Annotated in this window: 13 protein-coding genes; 8 read left to right on the plus strand and 5 right to left on the minus strand. The window is 58.1% G+C overall.

The window, feature by feature from the left end; translation table 11 throughout:
* The first annotated feature begins 10 nt into the window (after positions 1 to 10).
* From AC2FFP_RS12390 to AC2FFP_RS12415, 6 genes are all read left to right on the plus strand, one after another.
* Complete coding sequence (locus AC2FFP_RS12390) at positions 11 to 1,660, plus strand: long-chain-fatty-acid--CoA ligase (RefSeq protein ID WP_496881097.1); 1,650 nt, start codon at positions 11 to 13, stop codon at positions 1,658 to 1,660.
* Between the two features lie 23 nt (positions 1,661 to 1,683).
* Entirely contained in the window at positions 1,684 to 2,865 is a 1,182-nt protein-coding gene (locus AC2FFP_RS12395; protein ID WP_496766239.1) for an acetyl-CoA C-acyltransferase, read from the plus strand.
* A complete protein-coding gene (locus tag AC2FFP_RS12400; RefSeq protein WP_496844298.1) occupies positions 2,866 to 5,163 on the plus strand; it encodes a 3-hydroxyacyl-CoA dehydrogenase/enoyl-CoA hydratase family protein in 2,298 nt (765 codons plus the stop codon).
* A gap of 12 nt (positions 5,164 to 5,175) precedes the next feature.
* Positions 5,176 to 6,945: an acyl-CoA dehydrogenase family protein gene (locus tag AC2FFP_RS12405; RefSeq protein WP_496881098.1), complete on the plus strand. Its 1,770-nt coding sequence runs from the start codon at positions 5,176 to 5,178 to the stop codon at positions 6,943 to 6,945.
* 140 nt (positions 6,946 to 7,085) lie between these two features.
* The gene (locus AC2FFP_RS12410) at positions 7,086 to 8,222 is read left to right on the plus strand and encodes an LLM class flavin-dependent oxidoreductase (RefSeq protein ID WP_496881099.1); all 1,137 of its coding nucleotides are present in this window, start codon (positions 7,086 to 7,088) and stop codon (positions 8,220 to 8,222) included.
* Positions 8,223 to 8,509: 287 nt separating this feature from the next.
* The gene (locus tag AC2FFP_RS12415; RefSeq protein WP_496766248.1) at positions 8,510 to 9,679 is read left to right on the plus strand and encodes an amidohydrolase family protein; all 1,170 of its coding nucleotides are present in this window, start codon (positions 8,510 to 8,512) and stop codon (positions 9,677 to 9,679) included.
* A gap of 204 nt (positions 9,680 to 9,883) precedes the next feature.
* Here the strand turns inward: AC2FFP_RS12415 and AC2FFP_RS12420 are convergent, their stop codons facing one another.
* Genes AC2FFP_RS12420 through AC2FFP_RS12435 form a run of 4 tightly spaced genes read right to left on the minus strand, consistent with a single transcriptional unit; the run spans position 9,884 to position 14,943 of the window.
* A complete protein-coding gene (locus AC2FFP_RS12420; RefSeq protein WP_496844302.1) occupies positions 9,884 to 11,032 on the minus strand; it encodes an acetyl-CoA acetyltransferase in 1,149 nt (382 codons plus the stop codon).
* A gap of 11 nt (positions 11,033 to 11,043) precedes the next feature.
* Positions 11,044 to 11,457 carry a Zn-ribbon domain-containing OB-fold protein gene (locus AC2FFP_RS12425; RefSeq protein WP_496706163.1) on the minus strand — a complete coding sequence of 138 codons (414 nt, stop codon included), beginning with the start codon at positions 11,455 to 11,457 and terminating at the stop codon, positions 11,044 to 11,046.
* A gap of 16 nt (positions 11,458 to 11,473) precedes the next feature.
* A complete protein-coding gene (locus AC2FFP_RS12430; RefSeq protein WP_496881100.1) occupies positions 11,474 to 13,102 on the minus strand; it encodes an acyl-CoA dehydrogenase family protein in 1,629 nt (542 codons plus the stop codon).
* The gene (locus AC2FFP_RS12435) at positions 13,099 to 14,943 is read right to left on the minus strand and encodes a feruloyl-CoA synthase (RefSeq protein ID WP_496881101.1); all 1,845 of its coding nucleotides are present in this window, start codon (positions 14,941 to 14,943) and stop codon (positions 13,099 to 13,101) included. The genes AC2FFP_RS12430 and AC2FFP_RS12435 overlap by 4 nt, the downstream gene beginning before the upstream one ends.
* Positions 14,944 to 15,151: 208 nt before the next feature.
* Between AC2FFP_RS12435 and AC2FFP_RS12440 the strand changes: the two genes are divergently transcribed.
* On the plus strand, positions 15,152 to 15,913 hold the full coding sequence (locus tag AC2FFP_RS12440) for an SDR family NAD(P)-dependent oxidoreductase (protein ID WP_496766258.1): 762 nt from the start codon (positions 15,152 to 15,154) through the stop codon (positions 15,911 to 15,913).
* A gap of 9 nt (positions 15,914 to 15,922) precedes the next feature.
* The gene (locus AC2FFP_RS12445; protein ID WP_496766260.1) at positions 15,923 to 16,693 is read left to right on the plus strand and encodes a crotonase/enoyl-CoA hydratase family protein; all 771 of its coding nucleotides are present in this window, start codon (positions 15,923 to 15,925) and stop codon (positions 16,691 to 16,693) included.
* Between the two features lie 76 nt (positions 16,694 to 16,769).
* Here the strand turns inward: AC2FFP_RS12445 and AC2FFP_RS12450 are convergent, their stop codons facing one another.
* Positions 16,770 to 17,576, minus strand: a complete 807-nt coding sequence (locus AC2FFP_RS12450) for a ferredoxin--NADP reductase (RefSeq protein ID WP_109311145.1) — start codon at positions 17,574 to 17,576, stop codon at positions 16,770 to 16,772.
* Between the last annotated feature and the right edge of the window lie 8 nt (positions 17,577 to 17,584).

The raw sequence follows: 17,584 nt of genomic DNA on the forward strand, positions 1-17,584 counted from the left end.
AGGCAAAATAATGAGCGCAGAAAAAACGACGATTCCCGGTCAGATCATGACGATGCCACTGACGGTGACCAGCATTTTCCGTCATGGCATGCGTGCGCATCCCGAGGCGGAGATTGTCTGGCGCAACTCGGACATGACGATTGATCGGTACAGCTTTGCGGATATGGGGCGACGGACCCAACAACTGGCGCACGCTTTGACCGAACTGGGTGTGGGGCCGGGTGACCGCGTCGCGACGCTGGCCTGGAACAACAATCGGCATCTGGAACTCTATTATGCATTGGCTTGCATCGGTGCGATTTGCCACACGATCAATCCGCGCCTGCATCCCGATCAGATCGCGTTTATTATCAACGACGCCGAAGACACGCATATGTTCTTCGACACGACTTTTGCGCCGCTGATCGATGCTGTCTCGGCCCGCTGCCCCAGCGTTCAGGCCTGGTTCAGTCTGACTGGCCCGGACCAGGTGCCGCAGATGAACACCCCGGTCAGTGACTACGAATCCCTTATCGCGGGCAAGCCCGAGGTTTATGACTGGCCCGAACTGGATGAGAACGCGGCCATGGCGCTGTGCTACACATCTGGCACAACTGGCAATCCCAAAGGCGTTTTGTATTCCCATCGCGGGACCGTGTTGCACGCCATGGGCGTGTCCGGTGGCGACTGGCTGGCGCTCAGCTCGCGTGATGCCACTTTGCCCGTGGTGCCGATGTTCCACGCCTGTGCCTGGGGTATTCCCTATGCGGCCCTGATGAACGGCACCAAACTGGTAATGCCCGGACCGGGCATGGATCCAGCCCCCCTGCGCGAACTTATGGACGATGAAGAGGTCACGATGATCTCGGGTGTGCCGACGGTCTGGCTAGGTTTGTTCGAATATCTGGATCAACAGGGCACCACGTTAAAAACAGTCAAACGTGCGATGATGGGAGGTTCAGCAGCACCTCTGTCACTGATCGAGCAGATCGAAAAAGGCCACGGTATCGACGTGGTGCATGGCTGGGGCATGACCGAGCTGAGCCCAGTCGGCACGCTTTCGGTGCCCAAATGGGGCGAGGATAAACTGCCAATCGACGACCGTCTTGCGTTGAAGACCAAACAGGGCCGCGCGCTTTACGGCGTCGAGATGCGTATCGTTAATGACGAAGGCGCGTTGCTGCCACATGACGGCGTCGCCTCTGGCATGTTGCAAGTGCGTGGCCACTGGGTTGCCGAAAGCTATTGGGGTGGGGCCGGTGCCGATGCCTTTACCGAGGACGGTTGGTTCATCACCGGTGATGTGGCGGCGATCGACCCGAAAGGCTATCTGCGCCTGACCGACCGAACCAAGGACGTCGTCAAATCGGGCGGCGAGTGGATTTCCTCGATCGATCTGGAAAACATTGCGATGAGCCACCCGGACATTCTGGAGGCCGCCTGTATCGCCGCCAAGCACCGCAAATGGGATGAGCGCCCGCTGATCGTTGCTGTCAAGCGTGAAGGATCAGATGTCAGCCGCGAGGACATTCTGGCACTGTATGACGGTCAGATCGCCAAGTGGTGGACGCCCGACGACGTAGTGTTCCAGGCCGAGCTTCCGCACACCGCGACCGGCAAAGTTTCAAAGCTGCATCTGCGTGAGCAATACGCCGACTACAAGCTGCCCACTGACATCTAATACTTCCTTCAAGGATCAATCTAATGCGTTCTGCTGTAATCGTCTCAACCGCCCGTACTGCAATTGGCAAAGCCTTTCGCGGTGCTTTCAACGACACTCACCCCGCCGTTTATGGTGGCCATGCTGTCGCCGAGGCGGTCAAACGCGCCGGTGTTGACCCGTCCGAAATTGAGGATGTGATCATTGGCAATGCCGTCCCCGAAGGTGCAAATGGCGGCAATCTTGGCCGTCAGGTCGCCATGCGCGCCGGTCTGCCCGTGACCGCATCGGGCCAAACCATCAACCGGTTCTGCTCCTCGGGTCTTGAGGCGCTGACACGCGCCTGCTCGCGGGTCATGGTCGATGGCTGCGATGTGGTTGTCGGTGGCGGTGCCGAAAGCATCTCGCTGGTGATGGGTCGCGATAACACCTATCGCCTGAAAGAGGACTGGATCGCGCAGAACATTCGTGGGTTCTACGATCCGATGATCGCGACCGCCGATACTGTAGCCGAACGCTATGGCATCACCCGCGAGGCGCAGGATGCATTTGCCTTGCAATCGCAGCAGCGCACCGCCGCGGCGCAGGCTGCGGGCAAATTTGACGATGAAATCGTGCCAATCACGGTCACCAAGGCGAACAAGAATAAGGAAACCGGCGAGATCACCTATGAAGAGGTCACGCTGTCGCAGGACGAGTGCAACCGTCCTTCGACCACGCTGGAAAGCCTGCAGGGTCTCACTCCAGTGATGGGTGAGGACAAGTGGATTACGGCCGGTAACGCCTCGCAACTGTCCGACGGTGGCTCGGCGCAGGTTGTGATGGAAGAGAAGCTGGCCGAAAAGCGCGGGCTCGAGCCGTTGGGTCGCTATATGGGTTACGTCGTCGCGGGTTGTGAGCCCGATGAGATGGGGATCGGCCCGGTGTTTGCAGTGCCGAAATTGCTGGAACGCAATGGCCTCAAGATGGATGATATCGGCCTGTGGGAATTGAATGAGGCCTTTGCATCGCAAGCCTTGTATTGCCGTGACAAGCTGGGCATCCCGAATGAGATCCTGAATGTCGATGGCGGTGCGATTTCCGTGGGTCACCCCTATGGCATGTCGGGCACGCGTATGGTTGGTCACGCGCTGATCGAGGGTAAGAAACGCGGTGCGAAGTACATCGTTGCCACCATGTGCATCGGCGGCGGTATGGGTGCTTCTGGTCTGTTCGAGGTTCTCTAAATGACTGCGATCAACAAAGTTGCTGTCATCGGCTCGGGCGTGATGGGGGCAGGCATTGCCGCCCATTTCGCCAATGCCGGTGCCGAAGTCGTTTTGCTGGACATCGTACCAAAGGATGCCGAAGACCGCTCGATGTTGGCTAAAGGTGCCATTGCACGCATGACCAAGGGCCGCGCGCCGCAACTGGCCGATCCGGCCTATGCGGCCCGACTGACAGCGGGCAATCTGGATGATGATCTGGATCAGCTTTCGACCTGTGATTGGGTGGTTGAGGTTGTTCTGGAAGACCTCGCCATCAAACACGCGCTCTATGCGAAAATTGCACCCTACCTTCGCGAGGACGCGCTGCTGAGCTCGAACACCTCGACCATTCCGCTGGCCGATCTGGTCAGCCAGATGGATGAAAGCCTGCGCAAGCGGTTCATCATCGTGCATTTCTTCAACCCGCCGCGCTATATGCGCCTGATTGAGCTTGTGACCGGACCGGACACAGATCCGGCTGCTGCGGAACGTGCGCGTGCGTTCAGCGATGAACGCCTCGGCAAAACCGTCGTGCCCTGCAACGACCGCCCCGGTTTCATCGCCAACCGTCTGGGCGGGCTGTGGATGAACGCCGCTGCCCGCGAGGCTGTGGCGCGTGGCATCACAGTTGAAGAGGCTGATACAGTGCTGGCCCGTCCCTTCGGCGTGCCCGGAACGGGTGTATTCGCGTTGATGGACCTGATCGGTATCGACCTGATGGGCAAATCGCGCCTGTCTATGCGCAATCTGCTTGAGGCTGATGATCCGCAGCAATTCCACACCGACGGTCTGGAGCTGTTCGATCAGATGGCCGCCAAGGGCCTTGCTGGTCGCAAGGTCGGTTCGGGTTTCTATCGCAGATCCAAGGACGAAAATGGCAAACCAGTCGCCGAAGCCGTTGATCTGGCAACGCTAGAGTATCGTGCGCAGGCCAAGGGTCCGGAGTTTGCCAAAAGCTTTGGTGTCGACTTCATTGATCAGGCCGGTGATCGGTTGGCTGATTTTGCCTGGGCCGTAATGGGGCCGACTTTGTCTTACGCAGCATACTGCGTGCCCGAGATTACCGCCAACCCGGCGGATATCGATGCAGCGATGGAGCTGGGATACAATTGGCGTATGGGCCCATTCAAGCTGATCGACAAGATTGGTGCGGACAAGATTGTGGCTCGCTTGAAGGCCGAGGGTCAGGACGTGCCGCCCTTGCTGGCGCTGGCCGCTGAACGCGGCGGGATTTATTCAGGCCAGGGCCGTGACCGTAAGGTGCTGTTGCCTTCGGGCGAACAGGCGGACGTGCCGCGTGGGCCCGGGGTGATCTTTGCATCTGACCTGACGGATGCTCCGGTGTTCCAGACCGAGGCCATTGTGCTGCGCGATATGGGTGATGGTGTCGCTCTGCTGACGATCACGGCACTTAATGCGGCTTTGGATGATCAGGTGATGACAGGTGTGAGCGAAGCACTGGACGTTGTAGGCCGAGACTTCAAAGCGATGGTCATCGGGTCGGACGGCAACCACTTTTCTGTGGGCGCGAACCTAAAAAAAGCGCTGGATCGTGCTGATGCGGGGGAATTGGATCTGGTCGAAGGGCAACTAGCCATCGGTCAGGCCACGATGCGCAAGATTAAATACGCGCCGTTCCCGGTTGTCTCGGCCGCCTGTGGTCTGGCCCTTGGTGGCGGCTGCGAAATCCTAATGCACTCGGATCGGGTCATGGCCGCTTTGGAAAGCAATATCGGGTTGGTCGAGGCCAATGTTGGCCTGCTGCCTGCGTGGGGCGGAACCACAGCCCTGTTGCTGCTCAAGGCGGCGGAGTTGGGTGATCCGGTCCAAGGGGCCGAGGCTGCGTTCGATGTGATTTCTGTGGCGCTGATGACCGGCTCTGCCCCGATGGCGCAACACGCGGGCTATCTGCGCGCGACGGACGGCGTTGTCATGAACCGCGACCGCCTTCTGGCCGAGGCCAAGGCGGCGGCTCTGGCGCTGGCTGACGGGTACAAACCCGCGCCCAAGGCCGAGATCACACTGGATGCCGCCGCTATCAATGCCGCGCTGGAGCTCAAACTGGCCGCACTGGCCGAGGCTATGCCAGACGCGCCCTACGCGGTCGAGATTGCGCGTGAAACGGCGCACGTACTGGCCGGGGGTGAGGGCGGCGTTCTGGATGAAGAAGCGCTGCACAGGCTGGAAGCCGAAGGCATGATGCGCCTGATCCGAAAGGATAAGACAATCGAACGAATGCGCCACACCATGACGACCGGCAAGCCGCTCAAAAACTGAGGGATCATAGGTATGGACTATCAACTCCCGCAGCGGGACATTACTTTTCTGTTGGACGAGGTTCTTGACCTCGACAAAACGCTGGCACTGCCTGGGTATGAGCATTGCGACAAAGATACGTTCTTTGCGGTCGTTGACGCGATCAACGGCTTTGTGCGCGACAACCTCGCCACTTGCAACGAAACGGGCGACAGCCCGGGCGCGCGGCTGGAAAACGGTCAGGTCTATGCCGCCCCCGGGTTTAGTGATGCCTATAAGGTATTCTGCGAAGACGGCTGGAACGCGCTGGCACTGGAAGAAGAATATGGTGGCCAACAACTGCCCTTCGTCCTGCATGCCGCCCTGCGTGAAGGGATGGCCGGAACCAATCTAGCTTTTGCCCTGATCCACGAACTGAACTTCGGCGTTGTCGAAGCGCTGATGGCCTATGGATCGGACGAACAAAAGGCGGTCTATTGCCCTCAGCTGACGTCCGGCAACTGGGCCGGAACCATGAACCTGACCGAGCCGCATTGCGGCACCGATCTGGGCCTGATCCGCACCAAGGCCGTGCGAAATGATGACGGATCTTATGCCATCACCGGTAACAAGATCTTCATCACCTGGGGCGACCACGACATGTCGGAAAATGTCGCCCATCTGATCCTGGCGCGGGTCGAGGGCGCTCAGCCCGGACCGCGTGGACTGTCACTGTTTTTGGCACCAAAATACATGCTGGATGCGGACAACAACACGACGGACCAGCAAAACACGATCACCATTGCCGGGATCGAGAACAAGATGGGTATCCACGGATCACCCACCTGCGCGATTTCGTTTGAAGACACCAAGGCCTGGATCGTCGGTGACGAGGGTAAAGGCCTGGCCGCGATGTTCGTAATGATGAACGCCGCGCGCCTGTCGGTCGGCTTGCAGGGGTTGGGCGTGGCTGAGGCCGCTGTGCAAACCGCGTCGAAATATGCCCACGAACGTCTTCAGGGTCGCGCGGACGGGGAACCGTTGAACCCGGACGGTCCTGCGGATCCGCTGATTGCCCATGCGGACGTACGCCGCCGTCTGCTGACCGCCCAGGGCGAAATGGACGCTGCCCGTGCGCTGGCCTATTTTGGAGCGGGCCTGTTGGACGAAGCTCATCGTGCCGCTACGTCCGAGCAGCGCAAAGCGGCAGACGCGCGCCTTTCGCTACTGACGCCGGTCATCAAGTCTTACCTTTCGGACATGGGATCGCGAATGGCGAATGAGGCTGTGCAGATGCATGGCGGGCATGGGTTCATCAAGGATTACGGCGTCGAACAGCTGGTGCGTGATGTGCGGATCACTGAAATCTACGAAGGTACCAATGCCGTTCAGGCCCGCGATCTGGTTATGCGTAAGGTGCGCGGCGACAATGGTGCCGTCATCAAGGGTCTGGTGGCCGATATGCTGGACGAGGCGGGCAAACTGGGCGACGACCTCTCTGACTTAGAGAATAACTTGCGCGATGCGGCATCCCGGCTTGGGCGTTCGACAGATTGGGTACTGGGCACGGCGCAAGGTGACGTGTTGTCCGGTGCGTGCGACTATCTGGAAATCGTGGCGTTGAGCGTATCGGCCTTGATGTCCGCCCGGATTGCACGGGTGGCCACCGCTGCAGCAGGTTCTCAATCGACAGAATACTATGCGGATCGGGTGGATGCAGCGCGCGCCTTTATGGCGCGGGCATTGCCCCGCGCTGTCAGTCACGAATTGATCATGCAGGCCGGTGAGCCCGGCGTTGTATGTCGGGCTGATCGCTGTCTGTAACTCCTCCTTCTTCACAGACAGCGGTTCTAAAGGGCGTTCTGGAAACAGGGCGCCCTTTTGCGTTTCTTGACCCAAATCAAGTTCCGCTGAGAGGTCAGGGAATAGTATTTAGTTAACGATCACTAAATTCAGGTAATACCATGAAGACCCATATCCTTGTGCAACCCTACATGCGTTCAAAGGGCGAAGATGTCGTTTTGCCCGGCTCGGACCCGGATCGGTATGAAACGCTGTTGGAGCGGACAACCGAGCAGATGAAGTTTGCCGACGAAAGCGGGTATGCCGGGTTTTGCATGACCGAGCATCACTTTCAGGTGGAAGGAATCGAAACCACGACCAATCCGCTTTTGTGGAACATGCACATCGCTGCAAACACCAGGAATCTGATGGTGGGGCAGGTGGGTATGGCGCTGACGGCGCATCACCCGATGCGTCTGGCCGAGGATCTGGCAATGATCGATCACATGTCCGGTGGCCGATTGTTCTGTGGGTTTGTTCGAGGCAACACGCCGCGCTGGCTGAATACACTGGCGCAGCATCTTGATATCAAAACAACCCAATCTGACCGATCCAAGGAAGATGCCCGAAACCGTCGATTGATGGAGGAAAGTTGGGCCGTGGTCAAAAAGGCCTGGACCAACGAAACCTTCAGTCATCATGGCGAGTTTTGGAACGTCCCTGCCGACAACATCACATGGCCCTTCCCCCCGACCGCAAAGTATGGCGGCGAAGGCGCGGTGGACGATAATGGCACGTTGCGCAAAATGGGTATTGTTCCGCGCCCGCGTAAGCGGACCGATGGACGGGATTTTCCACCGCTTTACGTGCCGTTTTCGTGGTCGATGGAGACGGCGAAGTTCTGGGCCAAGGAAGGCGCCAAGCTGGTGTCTTTTGTGTCCAAGGATGAGTTCATGGATATGACGATGCCGATCTATCTGGAAGAAGCGCACCACCATGGCCATACCGATCTGACGGTTGGAAACGCCCTGGTTTTGGGCGGGCATTTGGCCATCGGATCGACCGACGCGCAGGCCGAACGGCACTATCGCGATTTTGAGGAACTGTTCAATTTCGCTTATAATGCCCCGCCATATCATGTGCCGATGGGACGCGTCTGGAAAGGCACCGTAGACCAGGTGATTGATCAGGTTGGTGCATTGAAAGAGAAATACGGGACCGAAGAATTCGTCGTCTGGCATCACGTCGGATACTTCACGCAGGATGAAGAGCTTGAGATGCTGGACAACTACGCCAAAGTCATCAAAGCGTTTTCCTGAACCGGGGCAAAAAGGGCCAACAACCCCCAAGCCGCGGTACTAAACTGCGGCTTCGGTAATCCAGTTTTCTATTTAACAGGCGAGGATTGGTTGGCTCTGGTCAATCAGCCGCTCAAGGGTAGCCATTCCCGGCGTAGCGCCAACTAGAAGGCCTTGACACAGGCCTTTAAATATCACTTGTATACTAATGAAAATGTCTGAAGGAAGCACGACGGCCGAACGGTTACTTGGCGTGCTTTTTTTGATCCAAATATGAACCAGAAATCACACGCCAAATGGGGGATCAGATGGCTGACGCACCAAAAGACACGCCGGAACAGGGTCGCACACTAATCCGCAACATCGGTTTGCTTCTGACCGGTGATCTGGACTCGCCTATTGCGGACAGTGATAGCCTTCTCATCGAAGACGGAGAGATTGTGGGCCTTGAGGCCAGCGATGCGGATCGCATCATCGATGCCTCTGGTTGTGCGGTCGCACCGGGCCTGATTGATGGCCATTGCCACCCGGTTTTCGGCGATTGGACCCCACGCCAAAGCCAGATCGGCTGGATCGAAATGAATGTTAACGGCGGCGTCACAAGCTTTATTTCCGCGGGCGAAGTCCATCTGCCCGGTCGCCCCAAGGATGCCGAAGGCGTCAAGGCATTGGCGATGGTGGCACAACGTTGCTATTCAAATTTCCGCCCGTCCGGTGCCAAGGTTTTGGCGGGAGCGCCAGTGCCTGAACTTGATTTTGATCGCGACTTCTATGCGGCAATAAAGGCGGCCGGTATCCGGCATATTGGTGAGATCGGCCTTGGGACAGTAGCCAAAGGCCCCGACGCGGCACGCGTCACTGGCTGGTGTCGGGAATTGGGAATTGAAACCATTATGCATACTGGCGGCCCTTCGATTGCGGGCTCTCACGATGTTCGAGCTGCAGATGTGCTAGAGGCGCAACCGGACGTAGTCAGTCATATCAATGGCGGACCAACCTCAATTTCGCAGGATGAAATCCGAGAGCTTTGCCGTCACGCGAAAGGGGCGCTTGAAGCCGTACACAATGGTAACGAGAAATCGGTACTTGTGACACTGGAAGGCGCTCTGGCCGAAGGACGCCTTGCCGATTTCCTGATTGGAACGGATGCCCCAGCAGGGTCCGGCGTACAGCCGAACGGAATGCTGCGGATGGCAACTCTGTTGGCCAGTATTGGCGGATTGCCTGCCGAACAGGCGTGGTGCTGTGGCACCGGAAACGTGGCAAAGAGACGGGGTCTTGCACAAGGGATCGTGGCACCTGGCCGTCCAGCCGATCTGGTGTTCATGGACCGCCCAGAGGGATCGGACGGTAAGAACGTTTTGGAAGGAATGGCCGTCGGCAACATCCCCGGAGTTGGGGCTGTTATGATTGATGGTAAGATGCGTACCGGACGGTCGCGCTCGACCCCTCCTGCAGCGCGCGTACCTGTACTTTAAAGACACGAGAAACGTAGGTTTGAAGCCTAAACCCGGCCGCCAGATTGGCGGTCGGGCTTAGGGCTTTACCAACAAAACGAACTTGGATTGTCTGCTTCAGACGCTAAATAACCCTTGCCGAGGGTACGTCTTCGGCAGGTTGCGTTTTATCGTATTAGCAAAATCTCAAGCTTTGGGGGCGCAATTGCGCCCCACTTTGATCACTTAAAGCGCAGCTTCGCTGCCCAGAACGGTCGTGAACTCGTTCGAGAACGTGCCGCCGTTGCCATGGGCAATCGCGACATTTACATCGTCGATCTGACGATCGCCACCGTCGCCCCGGATTTGGGTTGCAGCCTCGATCAGACAGAACAGGCCGTACATGCCGGGGTGTACGCAACTTAACCCGCCGCCATTGGTGTTTACTGGCAGCGAGCCACCAGGTGCGATGTTGCCATCGGCTACAAAGGCCCCCGCCTCACCTTTCTTTACAAAGCCCATGTCCTCGAGGAACAGCAGCGTGTTGATGGTGAAGGCGTCATAAAGTTCGACGACATCCACGTCTTTGGTGGTGACGCCGGCCATCTCGAACGCGCGTTTCGAACTTTCCGCGGCACAGGTTGTGGTCAGCGTGGCAGCCTGGCTGATCTCGCGGTGGGAAATGGCATTGCCGCCCCCAAGGAAATAGGCGGGCTTTTCCTGAAAATCCTTTGCGCGGTCGGCCGAGGTCACGATGATCGCGGCACCGCCATCCGACATCAGGCAGCAATCCAGAACCGCCAGTGGATCGGCAACCATGGGCGAGGACAGATACTCCTCCATCGTCAGGTCATCCTGCATTGTCGCATCGGGGTTCAGCTGAGCCCATTTCCGGGCCGAGATGGCGACATGTCCGAAATGCTCTTTGGGTACGTTGAACTCGTGCATATAGCGTTGCGCGGTGAAGGCATATCCCGGCACCGGCACCATTGGTTCATAGGCGCGTTCCCATTGAGGAGTTTCGATCAACCCATTGAGATCGCGCGCGGATTTCGCGTTCGAGCCGTAGCAGATCAGCACGTTCTTACACAAGCCCGCCTGAATCGCCATGGTCGCTTCGACCAGATAGGACATGAAGGACGATCCGCCCACCATGTCCGAGTTCGCCCAGGTTGGCTTGATGCCCAGATACTCGGCGATCGAGAGGGTGGGGAAGAAGTGGTAGAAGGTGCCGCCACAGACGCCGTCGATCTCGGACAGGTCCATGCCTGCATCGGTCAGCGCGTTCTGTGTGGCTTTGACGATCAGTTCCATTGGTGAGGTGTTGGGCGTTTTGCCCAAACCCCAATAGCCTTTGCCAACGATAGCGGATTTGCCGCGAAGTGCGTGTGCCATGATTGAATTCCTTATTCCGCGGGCTTGAAGAACACGGCGGCTTCGCCGGATTTTGCGTTGGGTCCGAAGTCGGGGGTCATGACAACGGCCTGCACTTTCATACCGATGGTGATCGCTTCGTTGTCCACGTCCACAATGCGGCTGAACATGCGAGGACCTTCGTCCAGATCAATTAGTACGTTGTTGATGTCACCGCCGTATTTCGCCGGACGCCGGATGATGGTCGAGGCAAAGACGGTGCCGCGGCCCGAGGCTTCGACCCATTCCAGATCGTCTGCTCCGGTGGTGGGGGACAGGGCGCGTGGGTAGAAGTTGTATTCACCGGTGGTTTTTGAGCGCTGGATCAGAAATTTTCCAGCGGCCAGACCGGCACGGAACGCCGCGTCGGCCTGAGGGCTGGCCTCGGGAAGAGTAAAGTCAGTCATGTGTCGTCCTTGATGTTCACGCGGCGAAGATCGCCGCAGAATGCGTGGGTTCTGGATTAAGGATGCGGTGCCGCAGCAAACCGGCTTCCGGCAGAATGCGCGCCCGGACATGGGCCGCAGTGGCGCGCAACAATTCGGGCTCGGGGGCATTGTCCGCGGCGGCCTCGAGATCCGCCCAGGCGCGACCAAAATATACCAGCCCGGTCAGCCGCATATAGTCCGAGACCGACGGTCCGATATCCGTATAGCTTTGCATGACTTGGGTTGCGGATTTCCAGGCGTCGATCGCATCGGCCAGCTCGACCGAGCTGGGGCCCGTTGAGGCCAAATCGGCAAAAGCTTGCGCCGCCGCGCCGCCATTTGCGCGGATCGCGCGGCGGGCCACTCCGGTCGCCAGAACGCCGTTGGTGCCTTCGTAAATCGCCATGATGCGGCTGTCGCGCATGATCTGTTCAACGCGGTATTCCTTGCAGAATCCATAGCCGCCGTGGATTTGTACCGCTTGGCTTGAGGCCGCGTTGACTGCGTCGGTCGCAAAGGCCTTGCAGGTCGGAGTAAGGATATCCAGCAACCCCTGATCGGCGCCCAAATCCATATCCACAAAAGTGCGATAGACCATCGCCCGGCATCCCAGCGTATAGGCGTAGATATCCAGCAACATCCGCTGAACGTCACCGTGTTCGGTGATCAGCGCCGTGCCTTCTGATGTCGTTCCCTGGCGCCGACCTGCGGCATGCAAACGCGAACGCTGAAAGGCCACGTCCATCTGGCCCACGGCCTGCAGGGCCACATCCAGGCGCTCGGCATTCATCATGGTGAACATGGCGGCCAGACCTTGGCCTTCATGGCCCAACAATTCGGCCTTTGCGCCGTCGAACGCCATCTGACAAGTGGGTGATGCATGCACCCCCATCTTTTCTTCGATCCGCACGGTCTGAACCCGGTTACGTGTCCCATCGGGTAACACGGCAGGGCAGGCGAACAGGCTGAGACCCCTGACCCCCGGTGCCGCATCCGGGGTGCGCGCGAGCACCAGATGCAAGACGTTGTCGGTATAGTCGTGGTCACCGCCCGAAATGAAGATTTTTGTTCCGCTGAGCACGTAGTCATCACCATCGGGCGTAGCGGTTGTTTTGATCCGACCCAGATCTGACCCCGCATCCGGTTCGGTCAGGCACATCGATGCCATCCATTCACCGGACACCAGCGGCGGCAACAGCCGCGCCTTTTGATCGTCATTGCCCGAGGCATTCAGAGTTCGAATGCAGCCCTGCGCCAGGCTCAGCACCATCTCATAGGAAATACACGCGCCAGCCAGCATGTCCGCCAGAACCGCGCCCAGAATGTGTGGCAGTTCTTGCCCGCCAAATTCTTCAGGCGCACAAAGGCCCGGCCAACCGGCATCGGCATAGCGTTTATAGGCGGCAACCATGCCTGGTGGCATCCGCACCCGGCCATTTTCCAAACGCGCGCCGTGTTCCTCGCCGATCATGTCTAAAGGGGCAATTTCGGTGTTGATGAAGCGGCCTAAGGCTGGGATTACGGCCTCGGCCAGATCGTCGCTCCAATCTGGCAGCCGCTCGGGCCGACCGATATGCTTGAGGACGAATGCAATCTCGGCTTCAGAGGCGGTGTAGTCGATCATGTGGCGGCCTTTCCTGATACGATCACATCCGCGGCTCCATCATACAAGCCAGTGACCGCGTCAGCCCGAAGCTCTAGCGCAAGGCGTTGATTGATATAGCTTTTGTCGGTGATCTCGTTCTTTTCAACTGACGGGGCGTCGTGTTCGATGCGAACGCGCTTCACGCGTGTGGCGCTGCCGGTTTGCCCGGCATTGTATGCAGCCAGCTTTTCAGTGAGAAAGGCGCGTATTGCCGGATCGTCGGCATAGCCAGCCAAAGTGTCGCCCCGTCCGGTCAGGACTTTGCATTCATCTACGTTCAGGAACAGCAGCGCACCAATTTCGGTCCGGTCATGACCGGTAATGACGGCATCCGAGGCAATCGGGCTGAGGGCCTGCAGCAATGCAACGCGTAAGTTGCCGACGGCGACCCAAGTGCCGGTCATCAGTTTGAAATTCTCAGAGATGCGGCCATCGAATACGATGCCCTTTGATGGGTCATCTGGATCTTGCAGGCGTCCCGCGTCGCCAGTCAGGAAGTACCCTTCCTCGTCAAACGCCTCGGCGGTTTTTTCGGCGTTGTTCAGATAACCTGTTGTCACATGCGGTCCGCGGACCCGCATTTCCAGCTTGCCACCATTGGGCAGAAACTTCAGCTCGGATCCCGGACCCGGCACCCCGATGACTCCTGCCTTTTCGATGGGGAAGTGCACACATGTGGCCATCATCGCCTCGGTCAGGCCCCAGGCGCTTACAAACGGGATTTTCTCGCCCCTTTCCTGCAGGCCCAATTGTTCCAGACCTTCCCAAAGATGGTCGGGTAGCCCCGCACCAGAGAAAAAGATCAGGTCAAGCCGCTTGAAAAAAGCGTTGCGAAAGGCTGTGTCCTCGCGCAGGACCGGCAAAAGCATGTCAAAACCGCGCGGGACGTTGAAGAACAGAGTGGGCGATACGTCGCGCACGTTGCGAATTGTCTTTTCGATTTCACCCGGCACGGGTTTGCCATCATCAACATAGAAGCTGCCGCCGTTGCGCAGCATCATGTTGAAATTGAAATTGCCGCCGAACGTATGGTTCCAGGGCAGCCAATCAACCACGACAGGTGGGGCGCTTTCCAGAAACGGCCAAATCTGCACCACGGCTTCTTGAGTGGCCAACATCATGCGCTGCGTTACGATCACGCCCTTGGGCAACCCGGTCGAGCCGGAAGTGAACAGAATCTTGGCCAGCGTGTCATGGTCAATCACGGCCCGCGCTTGGGCAACCGGTTCGTCAGCTGTGGCTTCCAGGGCGTGTTCAAATGTCAGTGCGCCATCGTCCGACAGCTGTTCGATGCCTTCCGAGGCGAGAAACTCAAAAGCATGGGCAAAGCCCTTGGCATCATCGGCATAGGCCATACCGGGATTGGTGGTCCGGACGATATGGCGCAGTTTGGCCAGCGACTCGTCGAACAGAGAGTAAGGGACAGAAACCGGCACTACCGGAATGCCCACATGCATAGCAGCCAGCATCAGCAGACCGTGCCGGACCGAGTTGCCTGACAGAATCAAAAGCGGGCGATCTCTACCCAGTCCCTTGTTCAGAAGAAACGCAGCTAGTGAGCGGGTTTGCGTCAAAGCCTCGGAATAGGTGACGCTGATCCATTCACCGTCTGGCCCACGTTCGGCCAGAAACAGGCGATCGGGTGCTTCTTCCGCCCAGCGTTCCAGATATTCAGAAACGCACTGTACATCCACATTCAGCGGGTATGGGCTGCGCAAAACAAAGGCGCCATCGCTTAGGTCTTCTCGCAACACCTTTGAAGGCGCGAATTTTTGGATAGGCACAACACCGTCTTCACTTTGCCGGGCTGAAATGCTCATCTTTCCTCTCCCTGTCATCTGGTCGTCATGGACACGACATGATGCATATTTTGAAAATCAGGCTATCCAAAAAATTGTTAGTATGCAAATGTATTATTGATCGTTCACTAAGTTCTGACTTAACGGGTATGATGCATCAGGAAATCGCGCAAGACCGAAGCCTGATTTCGTTGCGTCATGGCGTACGGGGCACACAGGGAGACATGGAATGAGAATCGAAAACGCATCCGCAATCGTGACTGGCGGTGCTTCGGGGTTGGGGTTCGCGACGGCCGAATATCTTGCATCATGCGGGGCGAAAGTGGCCCTGTTCGACTTGCCCGGCGACAAACTGGACGAGGCCGCAAAGCAGATGGGGGCAATTGCCGCGCCTTGCGACGTCACCAAAGAGGCCCAGGTTGCTGCGGCGCTGGACACGGCAACTGCCGCCAATGGTTTGCCCCGTGTTGTCGTCAATTGCGCCGGCGTAACGCATGGCGAGCGGATCGTAGGGCGCAACGGCCCGGCGGCGCTGGACGGGTTCGCCAGAACGGTTCAGATCAACCTGATTGGCACCTTTAATGTCATGCGCCTGGCGGCTGAGCGGATCATGCAAAATGAACCGCTTGAGGATAACGAGCGGGGGATTATCATCAACACCGCGTCGGCGGCGGCCTTTGAGGGGCAGATCGGGCAGGCGGCTTATTCTGCCTCGAAAGGTGGGGTGGCCAGTCTGACCTTGCCTGCGGCGCGGGAGTTTGCGCGCTCGGGCGTTCGGGTCATGGCGATTGCACCGGGTATCTTCTCGACCCCGATGATGGATTTGCTGCCACAAGAGATTCAGGACAGTCTGGGTGCCAAGGTTCCCTTTCCGTCGCGCCTTGGGCAGCCGGCTGAATTTGCGCGCTTGGCAGGGCACATGATCGAAAACACCATGCTGAACGGTGAATGCGTGCGTCTGGACGGCGCGATCCGTCTGGAACCCAAGTAAGGCTTTGCAATGGAATATACACATATCACCCCAGAGACAGACGGCCCGGTTGGTATCCTGACGCTGGACCGACCTGCCAAGTTCAATGCGATCAATCACGGGCTGCTGTTCGAGATCGAGCATTATTTTGACACCCTTCCCGATGAGATCGGCGCAGTTGTGATCCGCAGTTCCGGTCAGCACTTCTGTGCCGGGCTGGACCTGTTGGAACATTCGATGCGCGACGCCGCAGGGGCGATGCATGAATGCCGCCTGTGGCACCGGATTTTCGACAAAATCGAATACGGACGGGTTCCGGTCGTCGCCGCAATGAACGGTGGTGTTCTGGGCGGTGGGATGGAGCTGGCTATGACCGCCCATATTCGGGTCTCGCAGCAGGATACGTTCTATGAGCTGCCCGAAGGACGCCGCGCGATCTTTGTCGGCGGCGGCGCAACGGTACGTGTTGGCCGGATTATTGGGGCCAGCCGGATGATGGAGATGATGCTGACCGGCCGCCGCTATGGCTCGGACGAAGGTTTGCAACTGGGGCTGGCACATTATGTTGAGCCGGACGGAACCGTGTTCGACAAAGCGATGGAGCTGGCCCGGCGCGTGATCGAGAACGCACCGCTGTCAAACTACATGATGATGCAGGCGATCACGCGCATCAATGACATGTCGGCCAGTGATGGCTTCTTTACCGAAAGCCTGGCTGCGGCGATTGCCCAATCCTCACCCGAAGCGCGGGCCGGGATGGAGGCGTTTCTGAACAAGACAGGAAAGCGGGACAATCAGTAAGTCCCGAGACACGCGGGATCTGGTGTGAGAGCGTTTCACCAGATCCCGGTGTAGGGCGGGGCAGAGCCCCGGTTGGTCAATCGACAAAAGCGCGTTCGACCACAAAAGTTGCAGGTTTGTTGTTCGCGCCCTCTTCCAGACCGAACCCTTCCAGCGCGGCCTTGGTATCCTGCAGCATCGCCATCGAGCCGCAGATCATTCCGCGATCTGTTTCAGGTGAGATTGGCGGCAGGTCCAAATCATCGAATACTTTGCCCGATGCCATAAGGTCGGTGATCCGACCTTTGAACGGATAGTCCTCACGCGTGAGGGTGCAATAGTGCCGCAAATTCTGCGCCATCTCGCCCACCAACGGATCGGATTTGAGCGCCGCAACCAATTCTTTGCCATAGTCCAGCTCGCCTTTTTCCCGACAGGTATGGGTCAGGATTACTTCGTCGAACTTCTCATAGGTTTCGGGGTCGCGGATCAGCGATGCAAAGGGCGCAATGCCGGTTCCGGTCGAAAACATCCAAAGCCGTTTGCCTGGCAACAGCGCGTCATTGACCAGCGTGCCTGTGGGCTTTTTGCGCATCAAAACCGTATCACTTTCGCGAATTTTCTGCAGGTGTTCGGTCAGCGGGCCGTCGGGGACTTTGATGGAATAGAACTCGATCTCTTCGTCCCAACTGGGTGATGCGATGGAATAGGCGCGGTACACAGGTTTTTCCGCGTTCGGCAGGCCAATCATCACAAACTCACCTGACCGAAACCGGAAGGAAGCCGGGCGGGTGATGCGGAATTTGAACAGCCGGTCGGTGTAATGCTTCACTTCGGTAACGGTTTGGGCGAACACGCCCGCCGGAATGGGGAATTCAGTTTTGGTCGTAGAATCCAGCGACATATTAGTCT

The organism is Ruegeria sp. YTSC004, assembly GCF_059609805.1.